The sequence below is a fragment of the Nonomuraea purpurea genome (assembly GCF_042650645.1).
In the GTDB taxonomy this organism is placed as follows: Bacteria; Actinomycetota; Actinomycetes; order Streptosporangiales; family Streptosporangiaceae; genus Nonomuraea; species Nonomuraea purpurea.
The window spans coordinates 248,992-271,819 of sequence record NZ_JBHSBI010000006.1 but is presented as its reverse complement, the minus strand read 5'-3'; the positions used below and the strand labels follow the sequence as shown (position 1 = coordinate 271,819).

22 protein-coding genes and 1 pseudogene are annotated in these 22,828 nt (G+C 68.6%); 14 read left to right on the top strand and 9 right to left on the bottom strand.

What is annotated here, in order from left to right; all coding sequences use genetic code 11:
- The first annotated feature begins 40 nt into the window (after window positions 1-40).
- Both ACFOY2_RS14775 and ACFOY2_RS14770 read left to right on the top strand, forming a co-directional pair.
- Complete coding sequence (locus tag ACFOY2_RS14775; RefSeq protein WP_379528554.1) at window positions 41-1,300, top strand: sensor histidine kinase; 1,260 nt, start codon at window positions 41-43, stop codon at window positions 1,298-1,300.
- On the top strand, window positions 1,297-1,956 hold the full coding sequence (locus ACFOY2_RS14770; RefSeq protein ID WP_379528553.1) for a response regulator: 660 nt from the start codon (window positions 1,297-1,299) through the stop codon (window positions 1,954-1,956). The genes ACFOY2_RS14775 and ACFOY2_RS14770 overlap by 4 nt, the downstream gene beginning before the upstream one ends.
- A 3-nt stretch (window positions 1,957-1,959) precedes the next feature.
- Here ACFOY2_RS14770 and ACFOY2_RS14765 read toward each other — a convergent pair whose 3' ends face one another.
- Both ACFOY2_RS14765 and ACFOY2_RS14760 read right to left on the bottom strand, forming a co-directional pair.
- Window positions 1,960-2,751, bottom strand: coding sequence for a MerR family transcriptional regulator (locus tag ACFOY2_RS14765; protein ID WP_379528552.1), 792 nt, complete (start codon window positions 2,749-2,751; stop codon window positions 1,960-1,962).
- A 47-nt stretch (window positions 2,752-2,798) separates the two neighbouring features.
- Window positions 2,799-3,578 (bottom strand): SDR family NAD(P)-dependent oxidoreductase, encoded by a 780-nt coding sequence (locus ACFOY2_RS14760; RefSeq protein ID WP_379528551.1) that lies wholly within the window; start codon window positions 3,576-3,578, stop codon window positions 2,799-2,801.
- 106 nt (window positions 3,579-3,684) lie between these two features.
- Here ACFOY2_RS14760 and ACFOY2_RS14755 point away from each other — a divergent pair, with 106 nt between their 5' ends.
- The 3 genes and pseudogenes from ACFOY2_RS14755 to ACFOY2_RS54740 all read left to right on the top strand — a co-directional run.
- Window positions 3,685-3,981, top strand: a complete 297-nt coding sequence (locus ACFOY2_RS14755; RefSeq protein ID WP_379528550.1) for an ArsR/SmtB family transcription factor — start codon at window positions 3,685-3,687, stop codon at window positions 3,979-3,981.
- A gap of 21 nt (window positions 3,982-4,002) precedes the next feature.
- Window positions 4,003-4,425 (top strand): hypothetical protein, encoded by a 423-nt coding sequence (locus ACFOY2_RS14750; protein WP_379528549.1) that lies wholly within the window; start codon window positions 4,003-4,005, stop codon window positions 4,423-4,425.
- A gap of 3 nt (window positions 4,426-4,428) precedes the next feature.
- Window positions 4,429-4,794 (top strand): annotated as a pseudogene (locus ACFOY2_RS54740) (WXG100 family type VII secretion target); the annotation flags it as partial.
- 77 nt (window positions 4,795-4,871) lie between these two features.
- Here the strand turns inward: ACFOY2_RS54740 and ACFOY2_RS14740 are convergent.
- Window positions 4,872-5,441 (bottom strand): hypothetical protein, encoded by a 570-nt coding sequence (locus tag ACFOY2_RS14740; RefSeq protein ID WP_379528547.1) that lies wholly within the window; start codon window positions 5,439-5,441, stop codon window positions 4,872-4,874.
- A gap of 823 nt (window positions 5,442-6,264) precedes the next feature.
- Between ACFOY2_RS14740 and ACFOY2_RS14735 the strand changes: the two genes are divergently transcribed.
- The 3 genes from ACFOY2_RS14735 (at window position 6,265) to ACFOY2_RS14725 (ending at window position 9,198) form a co-directional block, all read left to right on the top strand.
- On the top strand, window positions 6,265-8,415 hold the full coding sequence (locus ACFOY2_RS14735; protein WP_379528546.1) for a toxin glutamine deamidase domain-containing protein: 2,151 nt from the start codon (window positions 6,265-6,267) through the stop codon (window positions 8,413-8,415).
- Window positions 8,416-8,459: 44 nt separating this feature from the next.
- Window positions 8,460-8,708, top strand: coding sequence for a hypothetical protein (locus tag ACFOY2_RS14730; protein ID WP_379528545.1), 249 nt, complete (start codon window positions 8,460-8,462; stop codon window positions 8,706-8,708).
- 64 nt (window positions 8,709-8,772) lie between these two features.
- Window positions 8,773-9,198, top strand: coding sequence for a hypothetical protein (locus ACFOY2_RS14725; RefSeq protein WP_379528544.1), 426 nt, complete (start codon window positions 8,773-8,775; stop codon window positions 9,196-9,198).
- 53 nt (window positions 9,199-9,251) lie between these two features.
- On the opposite strand, the gene ACFOY2_RS14720 is transcribed toward ACFOY2_RS14725, so the two are convergent.
- The 4 genes from ACFOY2_RS14720 to ACFOY2_RS14705 form a co-directional block, all read right to left on the bottom strand.
- Window positions 9,252-11,336: a DUF4132 domain-containing protein gene (locus tag ACFOY2_RS14720; protein WP_379528543.1), complete on the bottom strand. Its 2,085-nt coding sequence runs from the start codon at window positions 11,334-11,336 to the stop codon at window positions 9,252-9,254.
- Window positions 11,337-11,350: 14 nt separating this feature from the next.
- Window positions 11,351-13,735: a DUF4132 domain-containing protein gene (locus ACFOY2_RS14715; RefSeq protein WP_379528542.1), complete on the bottom strand. Its 2,385-nt coding sequence runs from the start codon at window positions 13,733-13,735 to the stop codon at window positions 11,351-11,353.
- 1 nt (window position 13,736) lies between these two features.
- A complete protein-coding gene (locus ACFOY2_RS14710) occupies window positions 13,737-13,889 on the bottom strand; it encodes a hypothetical protein (RefSeq protein WP_379528541.1) in 153 nt (50 codons plus the stop codon).
- Between the two features lie 113 nt (window positions 13,890-14,002).
- Window positions 14,003-14,416, bottom strand: a complete 414-nt coding sequence (locus ACFOY2_RS14705) for an RNA-binding S4 domain-containing protein (protein WP_379528540.1) — start codon at window positions 14,414-14,416, stop codon at window positions 14,003-14,005.
- A 248-nt stretch (window positions 14,417-14,664) separates the two neighbouring features.
- Between ACFOY2_RS14705 and ACFOY2_RS14700 the strand changes: the two genes are divergently transcribed.
- Together ACFOY2_RS14700 and ACFOY2_RS14695 are read left to right on the top strand one after the other, a co-directional pair.
- A complete protein-coding gene (locus ACFOY2_RS14700; protein WP_379528539.1) occupies window positions 14,665-15,939 on the top strand; it encodes an ABC transporter substrate-binding protein in 1,275 nt (424 codons plus the stop codon).
- Between the two features lie 130 nt (window positions 15,940-16,069).
- Entirely contained in the window at window positions 16,070-17,446 is a 1,377-nt protein-coding gene (locus tag ACFOY2_RS14695; protein WP_379528538.1) for a serine/threonine-protein kinase, read from the top strand.
- Here the strand turns inward: ACFOY2_RS14695 and ACFOY2_RS14690 are convergent.
- Complete coding sequence (locus ACFOY2_RS14690) at window positions 17,427-17,948, bottom strand: hypothetical protein (protein ID WP_379528537.1); 522 nt, start codon at window positions 17,946-17,948, stop codon at window positions 17,427-17,429. The genes ACFOY2_RS14695 and ACFOY2_RS14690 overlap by 20 nt on opposite strands.
- On the bottom strand, window positions 17,945-19,099 hold the full coding sequence (locus ACFOY2_RS14685; protein WP_379528536.1) for an RNA ligase RtcB family protein: 1,155 nt from the start codon (window positions 19,097-19,099) through the stop codon (window positions 17,945-17,947). The genes ACFOY2_RS14690 and ACFOY2_RS14685 overlap by 4 nt, the downstream gene beginning before the upstream one ends.
- A gap of 394 nt (window positions 19,100-19,493) precedes the next feature.
- On the opposite strand from ACFOY2_RS14685, the gene ACFOY2_RS14680 reads away from it, so the two are divergent.
- From ACFOY2_RS14680 to ACFOY2_RS14665, 4 genes are all read left to right on the top strand, one after another.
- A complete protein-coding gene (locus ACFOY2_RS14680; RefSeq protein ID WP_379528535.1) occupies window positions 19,494-20,456 on the top strand; it encodes an ankyrin repeat domain-containing protein in 963 nt (320 codons plus the stop codon).
- Window positions 20,457-20,723: 267 nt separating this feature from the next.
- Window positions 20,724-20,909 (top strand): hypothetical protein, encoded by a 186-nt coding sequence (locus ACFOY2_RS14675; RefSeq protein ID WP_379528534.1) that lies wholly within the window; start codon window positions 20,724-20,726, stop codon window positions 20,907-20,909.
- Window positions 20,909-21,763, top strand: a complete 855-nt coding sequence (locus ACFOY2_RS14670; protein WP_379528533.1) for an NAD(P)-dependent oxidoreductase — start codon at window positions 20,909-20,911, stop codon at window positions 21,761-21,763. The genes ACFOY2_RS14675 and ACFOY2_RS14670 overlap by 1 nt, the downstream gene beginning before the upstream one ends.
- A gap of 245 nt (window positions 21,764-22,008) precedes the next feature.
- A complete protein-coding gene (locus tag ACFOY2_RS14665) occupies window positions 22,009-22,785 on the top strand; it encodes an SDR family oxidoreductase (protein WP_379528532.1) in 777 nt (258 codons plus the stop codon).
- Window positions 22,786-22,828: the final 43 nt, after the last annotated feature.

The window sequence follows — 22,828 nt, the reverse complement described above, 5'->3', positions numbered from 1 at the left end:
CTAGATTGTGCACCGAGACAGGCAGCGGAGGAGGACGCGGATGAGCGATCCAGCGGCACGATGGCGCGTGCCGTTGACCGTCGGGCCGTACGCGTTGCTGGTGCTTCTGGCCGGTATCACTGTGGTCCTCAAGCGCTCGGCGGGCGTGTCCCTGCTCATCGACCTGCTCCTGTGCGTGCTGGTGGCGGCGTGGATGCTGGGGGTCTTCACGCTCCGTCCCGCCTGGCGCGGGCGGGTGCCGGTGATGGCCGTGTTCTTCACCGTACTTGTCCTGCTCACGGCGATCCTGGTGATCAGGAACCCGTGGTTCGGGATCTTCAGCCCTGTCGGGTACGTCTTCGCCTTCGAGGTCTTGCGCTGGCCGTGGAAGTTGGTCGGTGTCGGCGCCATGGGGGTGGTGGCGGGCACGGCGCAGGCGTCCGGGGTGGACAAGACCACGGTCGTCGGCCTGATCACCTACCTCGTCGTCGTGGCTGCCAATGTCGGCCCCATGTGTGCCTTCGCCTGGTTCGTCCGGCGCAGCGACCGCTACAACGAGGAGCGGGAACGCGCGCTCCGCGAGGCCCGCGAGGCCAACCGCAGGCTGGCGGCGTCGCTGGCGGAGAACGCGGCCCTGCACGAGCAGTTGCTGGCCCAGGCCAGGAACGCCGGCGTGCAGGACGAGCGGCAGCGGATGGCGCGGGAGATCCACGACACCCTGGCGCAGGGGCTCACCGGCATCATCACCCAACTGCGCGCGGCCGAGCACGCCGGCGACGATTCCGCGGAATGGCGCAGGCACCTCGCCGCCGCGACCAAGCTGGCAGGGGAGAGCCTGTCGGAGGCGCGCAGGTCGGTGCACGCGCTGCGTCCGGAACCGCTGCGATCGGCGCGGCTGAGCGAGGCGCTGGCGGGCGTCGCCGAGCGCTGGTCGGCGCTGCACGAGATCCCCGTCCAGGTCACGACGACCGGTACGGCGCGGCCGATCCCGCCGCAGGCGGAGGCCGCGCTGCTCAGAATCGCGCAGGAAGCACTGGCCAACGTGGCCAAGCACGCGCGGGCGACCAGGGTAGGGGTGACGTTGTCGTACCTGGAGCACGAGACGGCCCTGGACGTCCGCGACGACGGCGGCGGCTTCGACCCGGCCCGCCTCGACACCGCAGCCGACCGGCCGGCTGCCGATCGTGGCGGATTCGGCCTGATCGCGATGCGACAACGGATCGAGAGCCTGTCCGGCACCCTGCAGGTCGAGTCGGAGCCGGGTTCTGGCACGGGCGTCTCGGCCCGCGTCCCCGCCGAGCGGGCGGAGTCCTGCGCATGAGCAGCCCCACCGGCCCGATCCGGCTGCTGATCGTGGACGACCACCCGGTCGTCAGGGACGGACTGAGCAGCATGTTCGCCCGCGACCCCGAATTCGAGGTGCTCGGCGAGGCCGCCGACGGAGCCGAGGCGGTCCGGCTGGCCCAGACCCTGCGCCCGGACGTGATCCTCATGGACCTGCGGATGCCCGGCATGGACGGGGTGAGCGCGATCAGAAAGCTCGCCGAACAGGCGAGCGAGGCCCGCGTGCTGGTGCTGACCACCTACGACACCGACAGCCACGTGCTCCCCGCGATCGAGGCCGGCGCCACCGGCTACCTCCTCAAGGACGCTCCCCGCGACGAGCTGCTGCGCGCCGTCCGGGCGGCGTCCCGGGGCGAGGCGGTGCTCGCGCCGTCGGTGGCGGCCCTGCTGATGAGCCGGGTACGCCGGCCCGCCCCTGGCCCGCTCAGCCCGCGCGAGATCGAAGTGCTCCAGTTGGTGGCGGCCGGAGCCACGAACCGGGACGCGGCGGCCAAGCTGTTCCTCACCGAGGCCACCGTCAAGTCCCACCTGCTCAACATCTACGCCAAGCTCGGGGTGAACGACCGCGCCGCCGCCGTCACGGAGGCGTTCAACCGAGGGCTGCTCGTCCCGCGAACACCTGAACAGCCCTGACCCTCAGCTCGCGAGCCCTGGTTCTTGGGGGAGCGAAGCACGAAGAACCGCCGCGATCCACGCGAAAGGCACCTGCGGAGAGTCCGCCGGCAGCCCGGAACGATACGCGGCGATGATCTCCTTCATGATCTCCGACCCCTCCTCGTGGATGAAGTCCTGCACCGGTGTGGCGGTCATCACCCGTCCCACGGGAGTGGAGAAGGTGTCCTGCAGATAGGAGCGGACCGCGCCGCGGAACTCCTCGTCCCGTACCAGGTCGGCCAGCTCGATCCAGGCTTCGAGCTGGGTGGCGGTGGGGTCCTCCGGCAGGTGCGGACGCATCGTCCGCAACCGCTCGACGAAGCTGGGGGCCACGTCGAGTCCTTCGCCGACCTCGTTCCAGAAATCGTCGATGAGCCGCTCGCGCTCCTCGTCGGACATCGAGACGAGCTTGTGCATCAGGGCCGCCTGCGCGACCGTGCCGCCCTGCTTGACCAGCGTTCTCAGCACGGCCCGTCTGGCCCGAAGGCCACGCTCCTGACGCTCGACGAGCTCCAGGTGCATCACGACGAGATCGTGCAGCGTCGTCTCACCATCGAGCAGCCGGCGGATGTCGTCCAGGCCGGCGCCCAGGTCGCGGAGGGTACGGACGAGTTCCAGCCGGGCGATGGCACCGACGTCGTACAGCCGGCCCCCCGCCTCGGTCAGCCGCGTGGGCGGGACGACGCCGGCGTCGGAGTAGAACCGGATGGCGCTGACGCTCAGCCCGGTCCGGCGCGCCGCGTCCCCGATCGGGTACAGCTCGTTGTCGTGCATACCGCCACTATGGGACCTCAAGCGACTTGAGACGCAACCATGAACGCTCAGAGTTCTTTGCGCATGCCGCCGTCGATGACCAGTTCGGAGCCGTTGATGTTGGGCGCCTTCCCCGAGGCCAGGAACACCACCAAGGCGGCGATCTCACTCGGCTCGGTGATGTGCCCGGTTGACATTCCCAGGGCGTCGGGCAGCGATTCGAGGAACTCCTCGCGTGACATTCCGGCCTGGGCCGCGAGGGCGTCACCGGTGCTGCCCGGCTCGGTCCACACCGCGGTACGCACCGGGCCGGGGGAGATGGTGTTGACCCTGACGCCCCGGCGGCCGAACTCCTCGGCGAGGGCTTTGCCGAGGTTGGCCAGCGCGGCTTTGGCCGCCGAGATGTCCACCAGATGGGGTGCCGGGCGGCGTGAGTTGATCGAGCCGATGTTGATGATGTGGCCGCGGCGGTCGAGGAGACTGGGCAGTGCGGCCCTGCTGGCTCGAACGGCGGCGAGCAGCGTCAGATCGAGAGCGTGCCGCCAGTCGTCATCGGTGACGGACAGGAACCCGCGAGGGTGCGGGCCGGTCGTGCCCGCGACGTTGTTGACCAGCAGGTCGATGCCGCCGAGTTCGGCCAGGGTGGCGTCGATGAGGTGGCCGGGCCCGTCGGGGGTGCTGAGGTCCACGGGGACCGCGAGCGTGGCGACCTCTTCGAGTTCGGCGCTGATCGTCCGGGCGCCGGCCGCGACGCGGTATCCCTCATCGCGCAGCGCGGTCGCCACGGCCAGCCCGATGCCTTTGCCCGCACCGGTGACCACCGCGTTCCTTGCCTTGTCATCAGCCATGACGTTCCTTTCAGAGCTGCGTCACGGTCAGTTCTCCGCAGGTTGAGCGCCAACGAAACACATCATGGATTACTGATATGTCGGGGTAAAGTATCATTCGTGGCTGATGGATAGCAATGACGATGACCGCCTCTTCGCGCTCGGGCGGGCGCTGAGCTGCCGCGTCCGCCTTGCCGTGCTGCAAACGCTCATCGACGAGGCGGACGCGTCCGTGGGCGAGCTGGTCAGCCACACGGGCGTCACTCAGTCGAACATGTCGAACCACCTGGCGGTGCTGCGTTCCGCCGGACTGGTCACCTACCGCCGCCACGGGCGCGTCGTCCGCTACCAGCTCGCCTCACCCGAGGTCGCCAGCCTCGTGCGCGACCTGACCACGCTCGCACGCAGGCCACTTCCCGGCTGATGTCGGACGCAACCGATCGAGGTGCTCGTGCTTCGGTCGTGGCGCACCTTTCGACGTTTGTTGATGAATGCCGTTCGGGAACGGGGCGGCGGTAGCGTGGCAAATCACCTTTATAAATGGCGGGCGGGAAAGGCGGAAATGAACGTCAGGCGCATGGAGGTGCAGCCTGAAGGGCTGTCGGGTGACGCGGCGCGGCTGCACACCCTGGCCGGAGAGCTCGGCCGCATCAAGTCGGCCCTGGAAAGGGAGATCGCCGCCAGTCAGGGCTGGGAAAGAAACGACGACGTGGGCCGGCAGCTCGCACAATCGCTCAAGCCCAACAGTGACGTCACGATCGAACTGTTCAACAAGGTGCTCACGCAGGTGTCCGGTACCGCGGGCGAGGTCGAGCAGACGGGGCGCCTCGTGGCGGAAATCGACGGAGGCACCGGGCCGAGCGCCTGACCCATGGAGTTTCCTGCCTGGGCCGAGTGGGCGGCCGGCTGGCTCGGTGGCTGCGAGTGGCCGGACGTCGACCTGGAGGCCATGCGCCGGCTCGGCGACGCATGGCTGCGCGCGGCTGACGACGTAAAGGCACTGCGTCCCGCCCTGGACGACGCCCTCGATCAGGTGATGTCGCACAACAGGGGCGACTCGTCCGAGGCGTTCTCAGCCCACGCGAACGAGCTACGCGAGTCGCTGGACCGGCTCGAACAGCTCTGCCGGGCCATGGGCACGCAGCTCAAGGACGCCGCCACCGAGATCGAGTACAGCCAGATGATGATCCTGGCCACACTGGCCATGGTCGTCCTGTCGATCGCGAAGCTCTTGGCCGCGCTCTGGGCCGGCGGGATCACCGCGGCGGCGGTCGCGGCCCGGCTCGCAGGGCAGCGAATGGCGATCAAGCAGATCTACCAGAAGTTGCTGCAGAACATGCTGCGGTACGCCGCCGTCGACTTCGCGACAGGGGGCGGCCTGTCCATCGCGGTCCAGGGAATACAGGTGGTCCAGGGCAACCGCGACAGGATCGACCTCGGCAAGGCCGCGATCGAGGGTTTCAACGAGGCCATGGAGTCGATGGTCCAGAGCCTCACCCAGGTCGCACTGAACCGCAGGGGCGCGGGGCCGGACGACAACACCGCCCGGATGATGCTGCTGCAGGCCGCCGGTCGTAGCGCGTTCAGCGGCGCCACCGGCGGCGCCGTCGCCGCCGCCGTAATGGGCATCATCACGGGACAGCCGGTCTCGCTCGAGGACATGGCCCGCGCGGGCGTCTCCCAGGCCGTCATCGGCACCGCCACCGACATCCGTGAAATGATCACCCCGCTGGACGACAGCGCGGGATCCGCCACGCCCCTGTCCGGTTCTTCCGGAAGCACCGACCCTGCTTCCGCGCCCCGCGTGGCGGAGGTGTCTCTCCCGTCTTCAGGACCGACGGCCGCGAACGCCGACTCGACGCCGGCTTCGTCGACCGGCTCCACACCGGCCCCGGCCCACCCCTACGCCGCCCCGCCACCAGCCACTTCCGCCTCCCCGGAGTACGCCCCTCCGGCACCCGCCTCTCCGGCACCCGCCTCTCCGGCACCCGCCTCCCCGGGACACGGCGACGGTGGGCCGATGCCTGCCGTACCTGCCCGTGAAACGCCGGATTCCGGCGCGCCGAACACCCCCGCGAGCCCGGCTCCCCAACCTGGACCTCCCACGGCGGACAACCCGCCCACTGGATCAGTACGCGAGGATGCAGCGCCGCTCCCGTCCGCCACGCCCCTCGCGGCAGCGCCTTCCATCGAAGCTCCGCCATCCCCCTCGCCGTCTCCTGAGGCGCCGCTGTCCTCCGCACCGGTCCCTGCCACCGGGGCATGGTCTCCCGCATCGTCGCCCGACGCGGCCACGCCGCCCCCTTCCCCCGGCGCGACCACGGTTTCGGCCATGCACTCACCGGCGGCCCCCACGGATCACGCTCATGGTGCGGCGGGAACGACGCCACCCACCACCCAAGCTGCCGCCGTATCGACGAATGCGCCCGCCGTGGCGGCGTCCAGCGCGACCAGGGCGAGTACGCCCTCGCCCCCTGGCGCATCTCCGGCGGGCCAGCGAAGCCAGAACCACGGCGCGAGTACGGCATCGATGGCCGGCGAGCGCGCCCCCATTGACGAGATACCGACCCAGGAGTGGCTCGCCAGAGGGCTGAGTGGCTCCTTGACCGACACCGCGGCGGTGACCGGCCCCGTTTCGCCCGAGCCACCGGGCCCCCGGGTGGGTTCACGTCCGGGGGAAGCGGCACCTCAGCCCGGTCCGACAGCCGTGGACGTCGAGCTGGTCGGCAGCGTGATCGTGGATCTCACTGGCTTCGACGCCGTGCCCGCCAAGGGGGTACGGGACGCCGTCCGCGACCTGGCGCGGGACTATCCCGCACAGTTCAGGATGCTGGAGCTCATCGGCACAAGGGACCCTGCGGGTCACTTCCCCCGTGATCCGAACCTGTTCGCGTACCAGGATCGGACGGGCGGACGTTCCGGTTTGTACTTCAACGCCCCTGTCATCAACGAACACGTAAGGACGTCCAGATCGTCCGTGGAGGAGGCGACGGGGTGGACGGTGCCGGGCGGTGGGTCGCCGCGGGGAATCGCTCATCACGAGTTCGGCGAGCACCTGGCGGAACGGATCCTGGATGACGCGGTTCTCCATGGGGAGTTGAACCGGGCCGTCTCCCAGGTCATCGGCCGCCCGTACGACATCGCGGGAACACACGATGAGGCGCTGATCGCGGCGATCGAGCGCGAGCTGTCCACGTACGGCGCGTCCACCCCGCGCGACATGATCGCCGAGGCCTTCACCGAATACCGCTCTGTGGACAGACCTGGGCCACTCGCCCATGCCGTCGGCCTGTTCATCGACCGGCACCTCTCCGGCGAGCGCGGTTCAGGGCCGGCTGTGTGGCGGCGCGCGGAAGTCCCGGCCGTCTCGGCGTCTGCCGCCGTACACGCCCGTCGTGGCAGCGGGCAGGGCAATGAGTTCGGCTGGAACACCCATGACCGTGACATCGAGGGACTGCGACGGTTGGACGACCGGATCTACAAGGCCGAGCTGAACCGGAATCGGAAGGACGGGGTCGAGCAGCGCGCGGCGCGGCTGATCCATAACAAGCTGCGGGGACGTGGCCCAGAGGCCGTCGAATGGCTGACCGGCGCTGTGAACCCACGATCGCGGTGGGTACGGTTCCTGTTCGAGAACGCCGCCAAGCCGGCGCGGCCATCGGGCACCGGGGGCCGCGACTCCGCGTCGCCCGTGAAGCCTTCGGTGGAAAGGCGGCCAGAACGTGTCGTCGTGCCGGACGAGCCGTCCGTCCTGGACTGGGGTGAGACCTACGATTCACCGGCCGAGCGGAACCGCTGGCATGCCCTGATGGAAGAGGCGAACCGGCTCTCGGAGGACCATGACCGGGCAGGCGACACCGAAAGTCTCGAGGAGACCGTCGCAGCCGGGGTGCGATTCGTCCAAGCGCATGACCTGGCCGGCGCTGACAGGACGAACTGGTACAAGTTCAAAGGGGCCGCCGAACTGCGCGATTGGGAGGCCTTCAGGGAGCACTACGACCTCACCACGGGGATCGGCTTCATCGGCGATGTGCTGTTTGTCGAGTTTGACCTCGAGCCGGACGATCTCCGCGGTGTGGGCGGGCCGCGGGGCGGCGGAGGGAAGCAGGGCGAGCCCTGGGCCGACGAGACACCCACGCCTCCGCATGGCATGCGGCCCGTGTCCGTCGATGACACGCCGACTCCTCCGCGAGGCTTTCCCGCGGTGGGCCAGGGTCCCGCCCGCCAGCCAGTGCGGCCTGGCGAGAACGTGCCGAGAGATGCCTTCGGCCCTATCGACCTGCAGGCGAGGGGCCGGGTTCCGCTCGTGAACCTGCGGCCGTTGCGGACAGAGCACCTCCACCATTACACGTCACTCAGGGACGACCTCGCCCAAGCCATGCGCACAGGCCACCAAACCGTGCAAGGCATCCTCAAGAACATGGGGGACAGGCCATTCACCATGGGCGTCCTGCAGGAGATCCTTCCGTATGTCAATCCCACCAACTGGCAGACCAACTGTCCCGAGACCAGCCTGGCGGTCGATGACATCCTGAGCGGGAAAGCGGCGGTCGCCGGACCGTGTATCGGATCCAGGCACGCGGACACCGAGCGGACCATGTCTGCCCGGGCCAAGAAACGACACATGGCCCTGCGTAGCTTCTGGGATATCGACGCGATCATCCGGTTGGCCGGTCCGGGAGCGCGTGGAATCATCATCGCCCGTCCCACGGCAGATGCTGAGGTCACCGGGCACGTGTACAACGTCGTGAACGTCGGCGGGGAGGTCATCTACATCGACGCGCAGCGACGTTCCATCGGCCCGAACCACGAGGAAAACCATCGTTGCGAGCTGTTCCACTTCTTCCGTATGGGGTGACGGGCAAGAAGGGTGCGGTCCGTTGAGAGGAAGGACGAAAAGATATGCGGCGTCGGCCCAGCATCTGTGACGCGTGTGCCAGGTTGCGGCAGCAGGCGAACCCCAAGCCCGTCAGCCCCGCCGAGCGGTACGTCCCCTTCTGCACGGCCTTCCCGGACGGCGTCCCGGACCAGATCTATTTCGGCGGCTTCGACCATCGGCGGAGTTACCCCGGAGACCGGAACGTTCTCTTCGACCTCCGCGAAGGCGGCGAGCGGGCACTGACCGCCTACGAGCGGTATTCCGGGATTTGACCTCCCCTGTGGGTTTGTCCATGCGATCATGGTCAACCGATGACCGTGCGGAGAAGGGCGGATCGTGACAGAACAGTCGGCATTTTCTGAGGATGAGCTGGACCAGCTGGTGCAGGCACCGAGGCAGGTGGCGTGGGCGGCGATGCAGGCCGAGAGCGATGGCGTCATCGGGATGGCCAAAGAGCTCTACGCGACCGGCAAGGTGATGGCGGACTCCGAGCAGCACAGCAACGCGCTGATCAGGAAGCTCGCGGCCACCGCCCCGAAGGGTGAGGCGGCCGGCTCGACGCCCGACGAGGCCATCGCCGACGCACTCGGCAAGGTTCCCGCGGCCATCGCCCTGCTCCGCGCCAAGGTGACCGAGGACGACGTGCACGCCTACCAGCAGTGGCTGATCGAGATCGCCACCCGGGTCTCCGACGGCGCCAAGGCGGTCTCAGAAGCCGAGCAGCGGTTCATCGACCAGCTCACCGAGGCGATCAAGGGCTGAGGATCAACCGCCGATCGTTTCTCCTGCGGCGCGCAACGCGTACGAGTTGCCGATCACGCCCGGAGCTGGCGGGTGATGGAGGGGTCGGTGATGGCGGTGTCGTTCGCCAGCAGGAAAGCCTTGCTGAGGATGAGCGCCAAGCGGCCGTCCTCCTCGAAGGGAAGGAACAGCCCGGCGTGAGGGTCGCGGGCGGAGACGATGCACAGGTAGGCGTCGTTGGGCTCCATGAGGATGTTCGCCGACCCCAGGTGGATCTTGTAGGTGCGTAGATCACCCCGTACCACCAGGAAGCGGTCGGTGAGGGTGCATCGGTCGGCGATCGCCGTACGTCCGATCAAGCCGGACAGCGCGTCCCTGCGCACCTCGGCGGAGGGCGGCAGCTCTGAGAACGAGCCGGTCCGCCAGTAGTCCCGCATCTGGTCCGGCCCCTGGTCGGCCCACCGGGGGTCGGCCGTGATCGAGGCGACGGCCACGAACAGGTCGACGTCCCGCATGGCCTCGCTGAACACCAGCGCGGGGACCTCCGCCAACGGCGCCTGCCGCCACCTGCCCTCGGCCGGCCGCTGGAAGTGGACCTGGCCGGTGGCCGCGTAGCCCTCGTCGTACAGACTGTGGTCCAAGGTGACCCGCCACCGTCCGCCCGCCAGGACCCGGTGGGCTTCCCCGTCGTAGCCGCCGTCCCACTGTCCGAGGAAGGGGGACTGCCAGCCGCGCTGTTTGAACAGCGCGCGGAGCTTGCGGTAATCCACTACGTGCCCGGCGAAGCGATGGGAACAGGTCGCGGTCGCCTCCTCGGCCGGGGTGATCAGGTAGATCTCCCGGAAGGCCTGCTTGAACGGCTGGCGCAGCTCCTTGCCCTGCACCACCTCTCGCCAGACGCGGACCTCCTCCACCGTCGCGCGGGCCGGATGCCACAGCCGCACGGGCACGTCCGGCACGTTCATGCCCAGCTCGCCGCGCCACACGCCGGGCGAGATCTCGAACTCCCAGATCAGCCGATCGGCGACCGGGCGACCCTCCAACTGCCGGTACGGCGCGGTCGTCTCGCCGGCGTATCCGGCTTCCAGCGCCCTGATCAGGGTCGCCTGCTGCTGCATGGTCTGCTTGGCCAGCTCGCGCAGCCGTTTGACCTCGTCGGGGTGCTCCCGCCTGACCGCCGCCGGGACCGCTTTCAGCTTCTTGTCTCCGTGCCACCACGACAGTTCGACCTCGCCGTCGGTCGAGATCACCGCCGTGTGCTCGCCGAACGCCTGCCGTACCCGCCCGTCGGGCAGCCTGAACGCCACCTCCAGCCGGTTGGCCAGGGCGGGCTCGATGCGCTTGAACATGCGATCCAACTGTTTGGGCACCCCGGCGTGCCGGGTGACCTGGCGGGCGGCACGCAGCGCGGAGATCGCCTCGGGTGTCGGATGGTCCTCCACCGCGCGGGCGATCTCGAACAGCAGCGCCTGGGAGGGCAGGGTTTTGGCCTGGGTGGGCGCCACCGCGATCCCGCGCACCAGGGTGTCCAGCAGTTCGGGCAGCCAGGGTTCGTCCCGCATGAGCGCCAGCCCTACGGCCCGGCCGAGGGCCGTCTTCTCCCCGTCGTCGAACGCTTTCTCCGCCTCGTACGGAATGTCGCCGGCATGGATCGCCGCGACGCGGGCCTCGGCCGTCTCCAGAGCGGTCCGGGTGAAGTCCAGATAACCGGGCAGGCCGCCGAGCCATTCGACCACGCCGGGCCGTTCCCGCACCGCCTCGGCGAACAACGCCCGGCGCTCCACGTCCCAGCCGAGCAGCACGTCCATCTCGGCGACCGCGATCGGCCCGTACTCCTCGGCGAGCCGTTCCCGCACGTCTGCGTCCATGCCCGCCAGCCCTGCCGCCACCAGCACGGGGAAGCGTCCGTACGGTTGACTCTCATCCTCCGGCAGCAGGAATCCGACCAGCTCGCGGGCCGGCGCGACCAGCCGCTGCCTGGCCTGCTCGCCGATCGTGTACCGCTCCGACGTCGAGATGCCGTCGCCGGCCTGGACCGGCGTGCCGTCCAGGCCGACCAGTCCGACGCTCAACTGGGAGGCGTCGGGCCAGTAGGTGGGATCGTTCGCGGTCCCGATGATCAGATGGAGCAGGCGCTGCGCGAGGGGGGAGAGGTGCATGCCGATGGTTCCTGTCAGAGGTGGATCTGGCGGGTGATGGACGGGTCGGTGATGGCGGCGTCGGCGGCCAGGAGGAACGCCTTGGACAAAATGATCGACAACATGCCGCCGTCCTCCTCGAAGGGCAGGAAGACCTGGTCGCCGGAGCCGCGGGGGACGATGCACAGGTAGGCGTCGTTGGGCTCCATCAGGATGTTGCCCGAGCCGAGATGGATCTTGTAGGTGCGCAGGTCGCCGCGGACCCGCAGGAACCGGTCCGCCAGGACGCACCGGTCCGCGATGGCCAGCCGGGGAAGCAGCCGAGACAGGGCGTCATGCCGGACCCGGGCGCTCTCGGTCAGGTCGCCGAAGCTGCAGGACTGCCAGTAGTCCCCGTGGCCCTCGGGGTCCAGGCCAGTGGAGGTGACGCCGACGGCCAGGTCGGCGTCGCGCAGCGCCTCCGACAGGACGAGCGGAGGAACCTCGGCCAGCGGGACCGAGGAGATGCCGGCGCGGAAACGGAGGTCGCCGCTGACGCAGATGGAGGCGGTGGTGCCGTAGCCGTCACGCTCGTAGGAGTGCTCGTCCAGATGGAAGTCCCAGGCAGCGGTCAGGCCACCGGGCAGTTCCCTGGCGGCATCGCAGCAGTCGGATCCGCCGGCGGCGTCCCAGTGGCCCAGCGACATGCCGGTCCAGCCGCGCTCGGTGAGCAGCGCCTTGGCCTGGCCGTACCGGAGCAGGTGGCCGGAGAACCGCCGCGAGTGGTCGTGCGTCTCCTCCTCGGCAGGAGTGAGCAGGTAGACCTCGCGGAAAGCCTGCTTGAACGGCTGACGCAGGCCGATCGCCAGCAGGTGGTCCCGCCAGGCGCGGACCTCCTCTGGCGTGTGGGAGAGGGGATGCCACAGACGTACTTCGGAGCTCGGCCGGATGCGGCGCCCGGCCGGATCGGTCAGCTCCCACGCCCCATCGACGTGGACGGGGAGCCCGGCAGGGCCCTGGATGGTCTCCCAGATCAGGGAACGGGCGAAGGCGCCGGTGACCGGGTGGTCGAGGGAGAATTCGCACACCTCCTCCCAGAGCCAGACCCGCCCAGTCGCCAGCGCGCGCTCGACGCGGAAACGTTCGGCGGGGACCGCCTTCTTCAACTCCTTGGCCGTGGCCTTGAACTCGGCCACCAACTCCCGGTCGACGCTCTTGGGGATGGTCTTGCGGCCGTTGTAGGTGATCGCGCCGGTCACTGTCAGGGTCAGCCCCTGTTCGGTGCGCGTGCCGTCGTGGTCCAGGCCGAAGGTGGGAACCGTGCGTTCGACCAACTGCTCCGGAGACAGCCCGGTCTGTACGGCTATCGCGTCGAGGATCTGCTTGATCTTGGTCAGAATGCTCTTCCTGCGCACCTTCGCCTGGACGCGGGCAAGCTGGGCGACAACCTCCATCCCCCCGCGCCGGGCCAGCACACCGAGGGCCGCGTTGGCCACTCGCTCGCTGCGTGAGTTCGGGCCTGATCCGCCGATCCCGGTGCCGGTGGCCAGGGCCACGTCGCCCAGGAGCCCCGTCACCCAGGGCTCGTCGATGCGTTCGCAGGTCCAGATCATTCCGCGCAGGAGCTCGGCGGTGCGCTCGTGAAGATAGATGACGACCGCGCGATAGCCGCTGTGCCAGGGCGCTTCACGATAAGCCGGGACGCGGCCCAAGATCTCCTGGATCAACTCGACGGCATGGGGTGTGAGCAACTCGCCCGCGCGTGCCGTCCACTGTCGTGCCGGGGTGGCAGAGGTCGTGGTGGCCCAGTGTCTCAGGAGCGGGAGGGCATCGGCTTCGCCCAGGCGCTTGCCGTACTCCTCGCGCAGCAGGACGGCGAAGCCGTCGCATTCGGGTACCACGGAACGCGTGGCCGCGGCAGGGTCGCCGGCGAGATGCTCGGCGATGAGATCATCCAGCAGTCGCTTGGCCGTCCAGCCGGCCGAGGACCGGACCGTCTCCATCTCCCGCTGTGCCACCAAGAGGTGCGGCAGGAGCGGTTCGCGCTCGCTCGCCGGCAGCTCCTTGATCGAGGAGATCGGAATGCGGTAGACGTGGTCCGTCTGGTGCCGTTCCGATCGGGTGAGCGTGGTCCGCCACAGCAGCTCCCGCTCCTTCGGGGTCCAGCGCAGTTTGCGCTGTGCCAGCCTGGTGAGGAATCCCTGGCCGGCGATGCTGCCGTCGGTGGTCAGCGTCAGCAACTGCGCCCACAACGCCGTCGACCGCCATTCGGCCTCGCCCCATCCGGCGGAAAGCTCCTTCAGGAGCAGGTCATTGACGAAATGGTAGGCGTCCTGAGGGCGCAGGGTGGTGTCGAGGCGGCGGAACATCGCCAGGGTCGGCTGGTCCAGTTCGTCGAGCCAGCCCCGAACCTCGGACGGAAGGCCGTCGAGAACACCCATGTCAGCTCTCGACCATGGGGTAGATCCCAACGTCCCCGGCCTGCCGGTCACCCTTGGGTGCGGTTGGCATCCGGCAGCCGTTCAGCTCGGGCAGATTGAGCGGGGAGGACTCCTCCAACGCCCGGCCGGCCGCGCTCTCATCGCGCAACGTCACTGATGCCATCGAACCCCGTTTCCATGAAGATCAGGCAGCGGGGCAATCAAAGCAGCAGCGAACGACAGAAACGGTGGTGGCGGCGGGCGTACTGCCGCGGTTGGCCGGCTCGGTCACTCCGGGCGTGTTCGGCGACTCCGCCCCTCGACCGCCGGGCGTCCGAGCAACTTGTCGATGGTGCGGCGTTCGCGTTTGGTGGGACGACCCGCGCCGCGATCCCGGACGGCCACCGTGACGCTCTCCTCGCGCGGAGGAGGCGGAGGGCTCTTGTCGACGTAGCACTCGGCGGCCACGGCGGCGCCGACGCGCTTGGTGATGACGCGGGAGACGACCACGATGCGTTCGCGCCCCTCGTGCCGCAGCCGGACCTCGTCACCGACCCGGACGACGTGTGCGGGCTTGACCCGTACCCCGTTGACCCGGACGTGACCGCCCCGGCAGGCGTCGGACGCGATCGAACGAGTCCTGGTGAGCCGCACCGACCAGATCCAGCTGTCCACCCGCGCACTCACCTGCTCACCTGCCATCCCGACACTTTACTGAGCGATGTCATGCCCGTCGATCGCGCACGAGCAGACTCGTCTCTACGACTTCCCCTACCTCGACAACTTCCGGGAACGTCGCTGCCCCGGTAACCTTGCGGAATTCTTTGACTCCGGAGGAGAGCCGTCGTGAGGCCCCGATGGTCGCGCTTCGGCTTCTTTCTGGCCGGACGGAAGTAGCGCGACCACCCGGGGCAGAAGCACCCCCCCAACCCCCCCCAGGAGGTAGAGCCGTGGGCTCTGGCAAGAAGACGTGGACGGCAGTGTTGCTGGCCACTGCTGTACTGGCGGTCACTGCGGCCTGTGGCGGTGAAGGCGCCGACGGCGAGATCAAGTTACGGTTTTCCTACTGGGGCAGTGCCGCGCGACAGAAGATGACCAAAGAGGCCATCAAGAAGTTCGAAGCGAAGAACCCGAACATTCACATCGAGGAAGAGTTCTCCGACTTCGGCGACTACTACGAGATGCTGGCCACGAAGGTCGCCGGCGACGAAGCGCCTGACGTCATCACGATCGAGATCCGTGGCCTGCGGGAATACGCCGACCGTGGCACGCTCGCCGACCTGTCCAGCGAGGTCGACACCGCCGACATCGACAGCAAGGTGCTGGCCACCGGTGCCATCGACGGGAAGCAGTTCGCCATCCCCACCGGCGTCAACGCCTGGTCCCTGGTCATGGACCCGAAGGCGATCAAGGACGCGGGGCAGAACCTGCCCGACGACACCATGTGGACCTGGGAACAGTACATCGCCTTGGCGGCGAAGATCACCGCAAGGTCCGGCGGCAAGGTCTACGGCACCCAGCAGGCTTTCAACCCGGCTTTCCTGCAGATCTTCGCCGCTCAGCGAGGCGAGTCCCTCTACGACGGGAACAAGGTCGGCATCTCGCGCGAGACGCTCAAGGCGTGGTGGGCCGTCCATCGGAAACTGATCAGGACCAAGGGTTCTCCCGACGCCGCCAAGAGCGCTGAGCTCGCTTCCCTGAGCGAGGACCGGTCGCTGTTCGCCACCGGCAACGGCGCGATGGGGATGTGGTGGAGCAACCAGCTCGGCTCGATCAACAAGGCGTCGGGCGGCAGGGAAGTGGACCTGTTGCGGATGCCGAAGGTACCGGACGCCACCACTGGTGGCATGTTCCTGCAGCCGGCCATGTTCTTCACCGCCTCGGCAAAGTCCGAGCGCCAGGCCGAGGCGGCCAAGTTCATCGATTTCATGATCAACGACCCGGAGGCGGGCGGGATCATCCTCAGCGACCGCGGCCTGCCGTCCAATTCCAAGGTGCTGGCAGCGGTCAGGGACAAGCTTCCGGAGACCGACAAGAAGACGCTGGCCTTCCTCGACAAGATCAAGGGCGAACTCACGGACTCGCCCGCCGCCCCGCCGAAGCACGCCAGCGCCATTGAGGCCATTCTCACGCGGTATACGAACGAGGTTTTGCTCAGCCGGATGGCCCCTGATGATGCCGCACAGAAGCTCATCACGGAGGCCAACGCCCTTATCGCAGGCTAGTCGGGTTGGCCCGGTATGACCGGTCTAACCGACACGATGAATATTCGTATTCAATGCCCTACTCCACGTGACGAAGGCGTGCAAAGTCTGCAATGCTCGCCCGGTACAAGCCATGAGGGAGGCGGACGAAATGGGGCTGGACGGAGATGCGGGCAAGCGGGACGGCCTTGACGGTTCGGAGGGCGGAGAGCCCGAGCAAGGACTTGGCGGGCGGTTCCGGATAGAGGATGGGGAGATCGTCCCTGAGGGCAGGGGCGAGGTGCTGTTCTCCTACGATGAGGAGTTGGGCCGCCCTGTTGTGCTCAAGCGCACCCATTCGGCCGAAGCCCGTGCATTAGCCAAGATCGTCCACCGGCATATCATCACCGTCTATGACGTCCTGACTGTTGATGATGGTCCTCGGGCCGGCACATGGCTGGTCATGGAGCGTGCGCCGCACGGCAGCCTGTCGGGCAGGACATTCTCGCACCGGGAGGCGGCCGGAATCGGTGCGCAGATCGCCGACGCGCTGACAGCACTGCACCGCAAGGGCCTGGTCCACTGCGACGTGAAGCCCGCCAACATCGTCATGGACGCCGAAGGGACGGCGAAACTGACCGACTTCGACGCCGCCCGGCGCCTTGGCGGTACGGAGACGATTTCGCCCGACAGCCCGATCTCCTACACGCCCGACTACGCCGCACCCGAGGTCGTCGGCGGCAACCCGGGTACGGCCTCCGACGTGTTCTCCCTCGGCGCCACCATCTATGCCCTGATCGCCGGAAACTCGCCGCGCCCCTGGGCGCACGGCGACGAGACGGCCGACGAAGCGGACGAGCACGACCCGGACGGCAACCGGCGAATCGTTGGCTGGGAGGTACACCACGGTGTCATCGAGATGGCCGCGGATATCGGGCCGCTGCGCCCGGTACTGACGGCCATGCTCCACGCCGAACCGGGCAAACGACCGACCGCCGCCGAAGCCCACGCTGCGCTGCGCGACATCGTCGACCCACCCGGGCTGTGGCGGAAGGCACGCGATACCGCCAGGCGCCGGTGGAAGGTGGTCACCGCGGTCGCGGCCACCTTGGCACTGGCCGCAAGCGGGACCGCCTGGCTCGCCGATCGCGATGATCGTCCCGCCACTCTCACTGCGTCCACTGCTCCCACTTCGGTCGCGTCGCCTGCGGCATCCGGCTCGCCCGACGGCAGGGGGGCGACGGAGGCGAAGATCGTTGCGTCCAAAGGCCCGTCGACGACCTTTGGCAGAAGTTGCCGGAAGAACTGCGCCTTCGTCGAGTTCCGGGCCACCGGTCTCAAACCGGGCAAGAAATATGTTTTCAAGCCGTACACCAGCAATTGGGGGGAGTTCAACTCTGGAGCGTCGTTCACCCCCGATGAAAACGGCGAGCAGCACACAGACAACCGATTCCCCTGCAACGCGGTTGGTCAGCAGGTGTGGATCGTCGCTGAAGGGCCGGACGGGGAACGAATCGTTTCGAACAAATTCACCTGGACGGCCGGGTGAACCCACGGTGTGCGATGGAGAGGCGATGAACGTGTGCCCAGGGGGACCAAGTCCCAAGGACTCCATCCAGGTCCCGCGCTGAAATAGGCATGCCGCGACCGGCAACAATTGGCTCGCTAAGCGGACCAATTATCGGGTATTGGCTCTGTCGTCGAGCCACCATGAGGGCAAGGATCGTGACATGACCACTCAACACGGTGACTTGCATGATCTTGCGACGATCTCGATTCCTGACGCCATCGCCCAACTCCCCGGCCCCTTCCAACAGCACAATCTGGCGATGGTGAATGACACCACCGTCGTTCGCCTGGCTCGATTGGAAGGCGAGTTCCCCTGGCACCAATCGGTAGGTGCCGGGCCGGTCACCGGGAACGGTCTGGTCCCGATGGGTCTCCAGGTTCTGCCGGACGGCGTCGGCTTCCAAGCGGTGCAGCAGCTGGGCCAATGCCCAGGTGCATTCCTGCGGACCGCGCCCGGCCGACAGGAGCAGGTGGACGCTCACGAACGCCCCCGCTTGCGGCGGCGCTCCCGGTGGTCGGGCGTTTTGTAGGTGACCAGAGGAATCGTGGTGGCCACGGGCGTGGCCAGGTCATGGCCGACGAGGTCGTCGATCACTTGCTCGATGCGCTTGTAGGCCGTAGGCGCCTCCTCGAAGAGCAACTGGCGGTCGCCGCACACCACCAGCGACCCCACCGGCGTGCGACGCAGCTCTTCGACCGTGTGCTTGGCCCGGCCCCGGCGCAGGGCGTCCGCACGCGACATCTTGCGGCCCGCGCCGTGCGCCACGGAATGGCCGGCGTCCGGCCCGGCGTGGGCGGCCACGAGGTAGGAAGGGGTGCCTCGCGTACCGGCGATGAGCACGTCGCGGCCGTCACCCGGCGCCGCCCCCTTGCGATGCAGGTAGATCCCGTCGCGGACCTCGACCAGATTGTGGCACTGGTCGACGATCGGCTCGGTGGGCTCGAACCCCAGGGCATGGGCGACCCGGGCGGCCAGCAGCCGCCGGTTGAGTGACCCCCAGCGTACGGCCTCGTCATGCATCGCCAGGTAGGCGCCGGGATCAGGGGCGGGGCCCGCGCCGTGGACCTCAGTGTGCGCCCGCAGGATCCGCTCGCCCAGCCCTCGGGAACCGCTGTGGACGACGAGAACCAGGTCGCCGGCGGCGAGCCCGAGACGGCTCGCGTGGTCCGGTTCGAAGACGGTCCCGATTCGTGCCAGCTCGACGAAGTGGTTGCCCCGGCCGACCGTCCCAAGCCCTTCGACGTGACCTGCGGGAATATCACCCTTGACCACGTCCCAGGCGGGATCGTCGGCAGGGTCCAGCGCGCGATCGAGATCGGGGAACCGGGCGGCAAGCTTCTCGGGTACGGCCCGCTTCAGCTTGACGGGGAACACGGCGATGCCGCAACCGATGTCGGAGCCCACCAGAAACGGGTACAGCACGGTCGACGTCATGGCGGCCCCGATGGGGGCGCCCTTGCCGGGGTGCAGGTCCGGCATGGCGGCGACGTGCATCATGCCGTCGAGGGCGGCCACCTGATGGCACTGCGCGACGGCATCGGACTCGATCCAGCTGGTGGGGGAGGCGAACACGGTGACGGTGGCCGAACTGGACGGCAGCGGGGACTCCTGCCGGGAGGGTTCCTGAGACAAAGACGCTCTCTTCGCAGAACTGGGTAGGGGCGGACGCCATTACGGCATTTCGAAATAGCGGGGTGCTGTCCGTCAGAGCATCATGGACACAACGTTCCCCGAGGCCACCACGCGAGGCAAATGATTTTCGGCCATACGGGCTGGTATGCCTGCACGCTCCCATGCTGGGTCTTGGGTGATGCCGCATGCAGGCACCGTCGGCTTCCAGTTCGACCGGACGGCCAAGCTCGACGTCGGCCGCGTCCGCGCGGTCCAGTCACGCCCAGCCGCCTCCGAACGGTGACCTAATACTCCGGCGAGTCAGGGTCACACCGGCTGACACTCCGGAATTGTCCTTGCCCTCCGCCATGATGGCTCCGCTCGTATCCGCTCACGTGATCTCGAAGGAGCCGTCATGACCGCGAAAGAAACCTCAGAATGGTCCGATTTCGGGTGGAATTCCTGGCAGGACCTCGCTCTCGTCCGTGCCAGGCTCGACGCGGGCGCCGACCCGAACAATGGACCGTACTTCTTCGAGCGGCCGCTGCACGCCGCGGCGGACCTCGGTTCGCCGGAGGTGGTCACCGAACTGTCCGGCCGGGTCGATGACGTCGACGCGGAGTGCGAGGGCCGCACCGCGCTCTGGGAGGCGGTCTTCAACGACCGGCCCGAGAACGCCCGTGCCCTGGTCGCCGCTGGAGCGGACCCGTGGCGGCCGATGATGGGTGGCTGGTCGCCCGGCCGGCTGAGCCTGGCGGGCCCCACGCCTGGGCTGTTCTTCCCGTTCCCGAAGGGTCATGCCGGCCTGACCGAGGCCGAGGCCGCCGCCGTGGCGGAAGCCGGACGCCTGACCGGCGCGCTGGGCGGCATCGAGTGGGACGGTTTCAGCCTGGCCTGCGTACGCGGCATCAGCGCCGCCGAGGCGGCACGGCGCCTGGCCGCCGAACCCGCCGACGAGGAAGAGCTGGAAGAGATCATGGAAGACCCCTTCGACGATGAGGCCATGCGGTTCATCGGCTTAACCGACGTACCAGGCGGCTGCGTCGTCAGCCAGCAGTGGGGGTACATGGCCTCCACTCCCGTCGTCATGAAGACACTGTCGGCGGGCACGGTCGCCTACGGCATGTACGCCAACCCCAAAAGCGGCAACCAGGGTCGCGTCTACCGCGACGGCGAGGTCGTGGGCTGGGATACCCACCCGGGCGGCGACGACGCGTCCTCCGGCGATCCGGCCGAGGAGATCCTGCTCAAATACCTGTACCACGGCCACGCCGAGGCCTATTGCTTCGCCGGCGCCGGACTCCGCCCGGCCGACGCCCGCGCGATCTCCAATCCGGACAAGCACCTGCGACTGCCCGAACGGGACTACTGGCGCTGACCAGGCAGTCGCCGCGATCCTGCTCCCCTGACTGGTGGCGTGACGAGCAAGGTTGTGTTGATTACCTCCTAAGCGGCCTTGAGCGCGGCGAACTCGGTGGGGCGTTTGCGGGGCGAGGCTCGCCACTCCCGTTGGTCCTGCGACAGGTCGAACAGGAACGGACGGCGCAGTTGGCGCAGATCGGGAGTGGCGCAATTCCGGCTGTGCCTAGCGCTCTTTGCCCGTCCCATGACCCGCGCATGGACCGCTCCCGGGAAGGGAGAGGCCATGGACACAGCACGGTTGGGGCGCACGAAGCTTCAGGTCAGCCCGATCTGCTACGGCCCGGCCGGCCGGGTCGCCATCGTCGGCGCGCGCAGCCCCGAACACCTCGACGAGAGCCTGCGGGCCGCGGAACGGACGCTGGGGCCGGACGACCTGGCGGAGATCGACGCCGCACCAGTGGGTATGTGATGACGTCCGTCACCGTGCTCGGCACCGGGCTGATGGGCTCGGCGATGGCCCGGCACATGGCCGGACAAGACCTGGACGTGCGCGCCTGGAACCGGACCGCGGACAAGGCGCGGGCGCTGCGTCCTGACGGGGTGCGTCCGGCGTCGAACGTCGAGGAGGCCGTGCGCGGCGCGGATGCGGTCATCACCATGGTGCCCACCGGAGACGTGGTCGCCTCGCTGGCGGCCCGTTTCCTGCCCGCGATGCCCGTCGAGGCAGTGTGGCTGCAGATGAGCACAGTGGGCGGCGTCTGGACCGACCGGCTCCTCCGGTTGGCGGCGGACGCCGGGCGGCGGATGCTCGACGCGCCGGTCTCGGGCAGCAGCCAACCGGCTGAGCAGGGCAAGCTGGTCCTGATCGTCTCGGGGGCGTCGGAGGCGCTGGAGCGGGCCAGACCCGTTCTGGAGGTGCTCGGCTCCCACATCGCACACGTCGGGACGGCCGGGGAGGCATCCCGGGTCAAGATGATCGTCAACAGCTGGATGACGGCCTCGGTCGTGGCCATGGCCGACACGATGCTGGCTTGTGAGCAACTGGGCCTGGATCCCGCCCACGTCCTGCGGGTGCTGGAGGACGGGCCGCTGGGCATGCCGTACGCGTTGCAGAAGGCCGCCGAGATCCGTGCCCGCACCTACCCGGCGGGTTTCCCGCTCAGCCTCGCGCTCAAGGACCTCGGCCTGCTCGCCGATGAGCGCGACCGGTCGTCCCGCCTGAGCGACACCGTACGGGAGACGATGCGGCGAGCCGTCGAGGCCGGTCACGGCCGCGAGGACGTGGCCGCCGTGGCCGAGATCCTGCGCCGGGATTTGCTCTGAAGCCTGCGTCCGCGCCCGGTCCACGGAAACGCGCCGGACAGCACAGCGGCAGGTCGATGGTCTGACACTCCAAGATTCACCTCTGCGGGGGTGACTGCCGCGCGCCGGGAGACGAGGTAGGCGCCGAGCTGTGAACGTGCCATACGTGCAGGGTAGGCCGGGAGGCGGGCATGTGCCTGGGTGCAGCGCACCCAGGAGGACTCCACCTCTGCCGCACCCGTGCCGGGAACGCCAGTCTCGATGCCATGAGCACACAGCACATCGACATCGACAGCACCCACCCGTCCGGCCGCAAGGTCGTCCTGGTGACCGGCGCCAGCAGCGGCATCGGCGCGGCGGTCGCCGCGCGCCTCACGGCACAAGGACACCAGGTCGTGGCAGGCGCCCGCCGTACCGAGCGGCTCAAAGCGCTGGAAGAGACCGTGGCCGAAGATGCCGCCCGCTCCGGCGGCGCCCTGCGCACGTCGCGTCTGGACGTGACCGACCTCGCAAGCGTCCGGGCTTTCGTCCAAGGGGCCCGCGACCGATACGGCCGCGTCGACGTCCTCGTCAACAACGCGGGCGTCATGCCCCTGTCCCGCCTGGACGCGCTGCTCGTCGACGAGTGGGACCGGATGATCGAGGTGAACGTCCGCGGACTGCTGCACTGCATCGCCGCGGTCCTGCCGGTCTTCACAGCGCAGGGCAACGGCCATGTCGTCACGGTTGCGAGCGTGGGAGCCCACGAGGTCGTGCCCACCAGCGCGGTCTACAGCGGCACCAAGCACGCGGCCTGGGCGATCACCGAGGGCCTGCGCCAGGAGTCCGGCCCGGGCATCAGGACCACGACCATCTGCCCCGGCGTCGTCACCTCCGAACTGGCGGACACCATCACCGATCCCGGCGCCGCCGAGGCGATGCGCACCTACCGTGCGCACGCCATCGAGCCGGAGGCCATCGCCGCCGCCGTCTCCTACGCCCTCGCACAACCCTCCGACGTCGACGTCAACGAAATCATCGTCCGGCCCACCCGCCAGCGCTGACAGACGCGAAACGGGCAGTCTCCCCAGCCACCCGACAACTTAC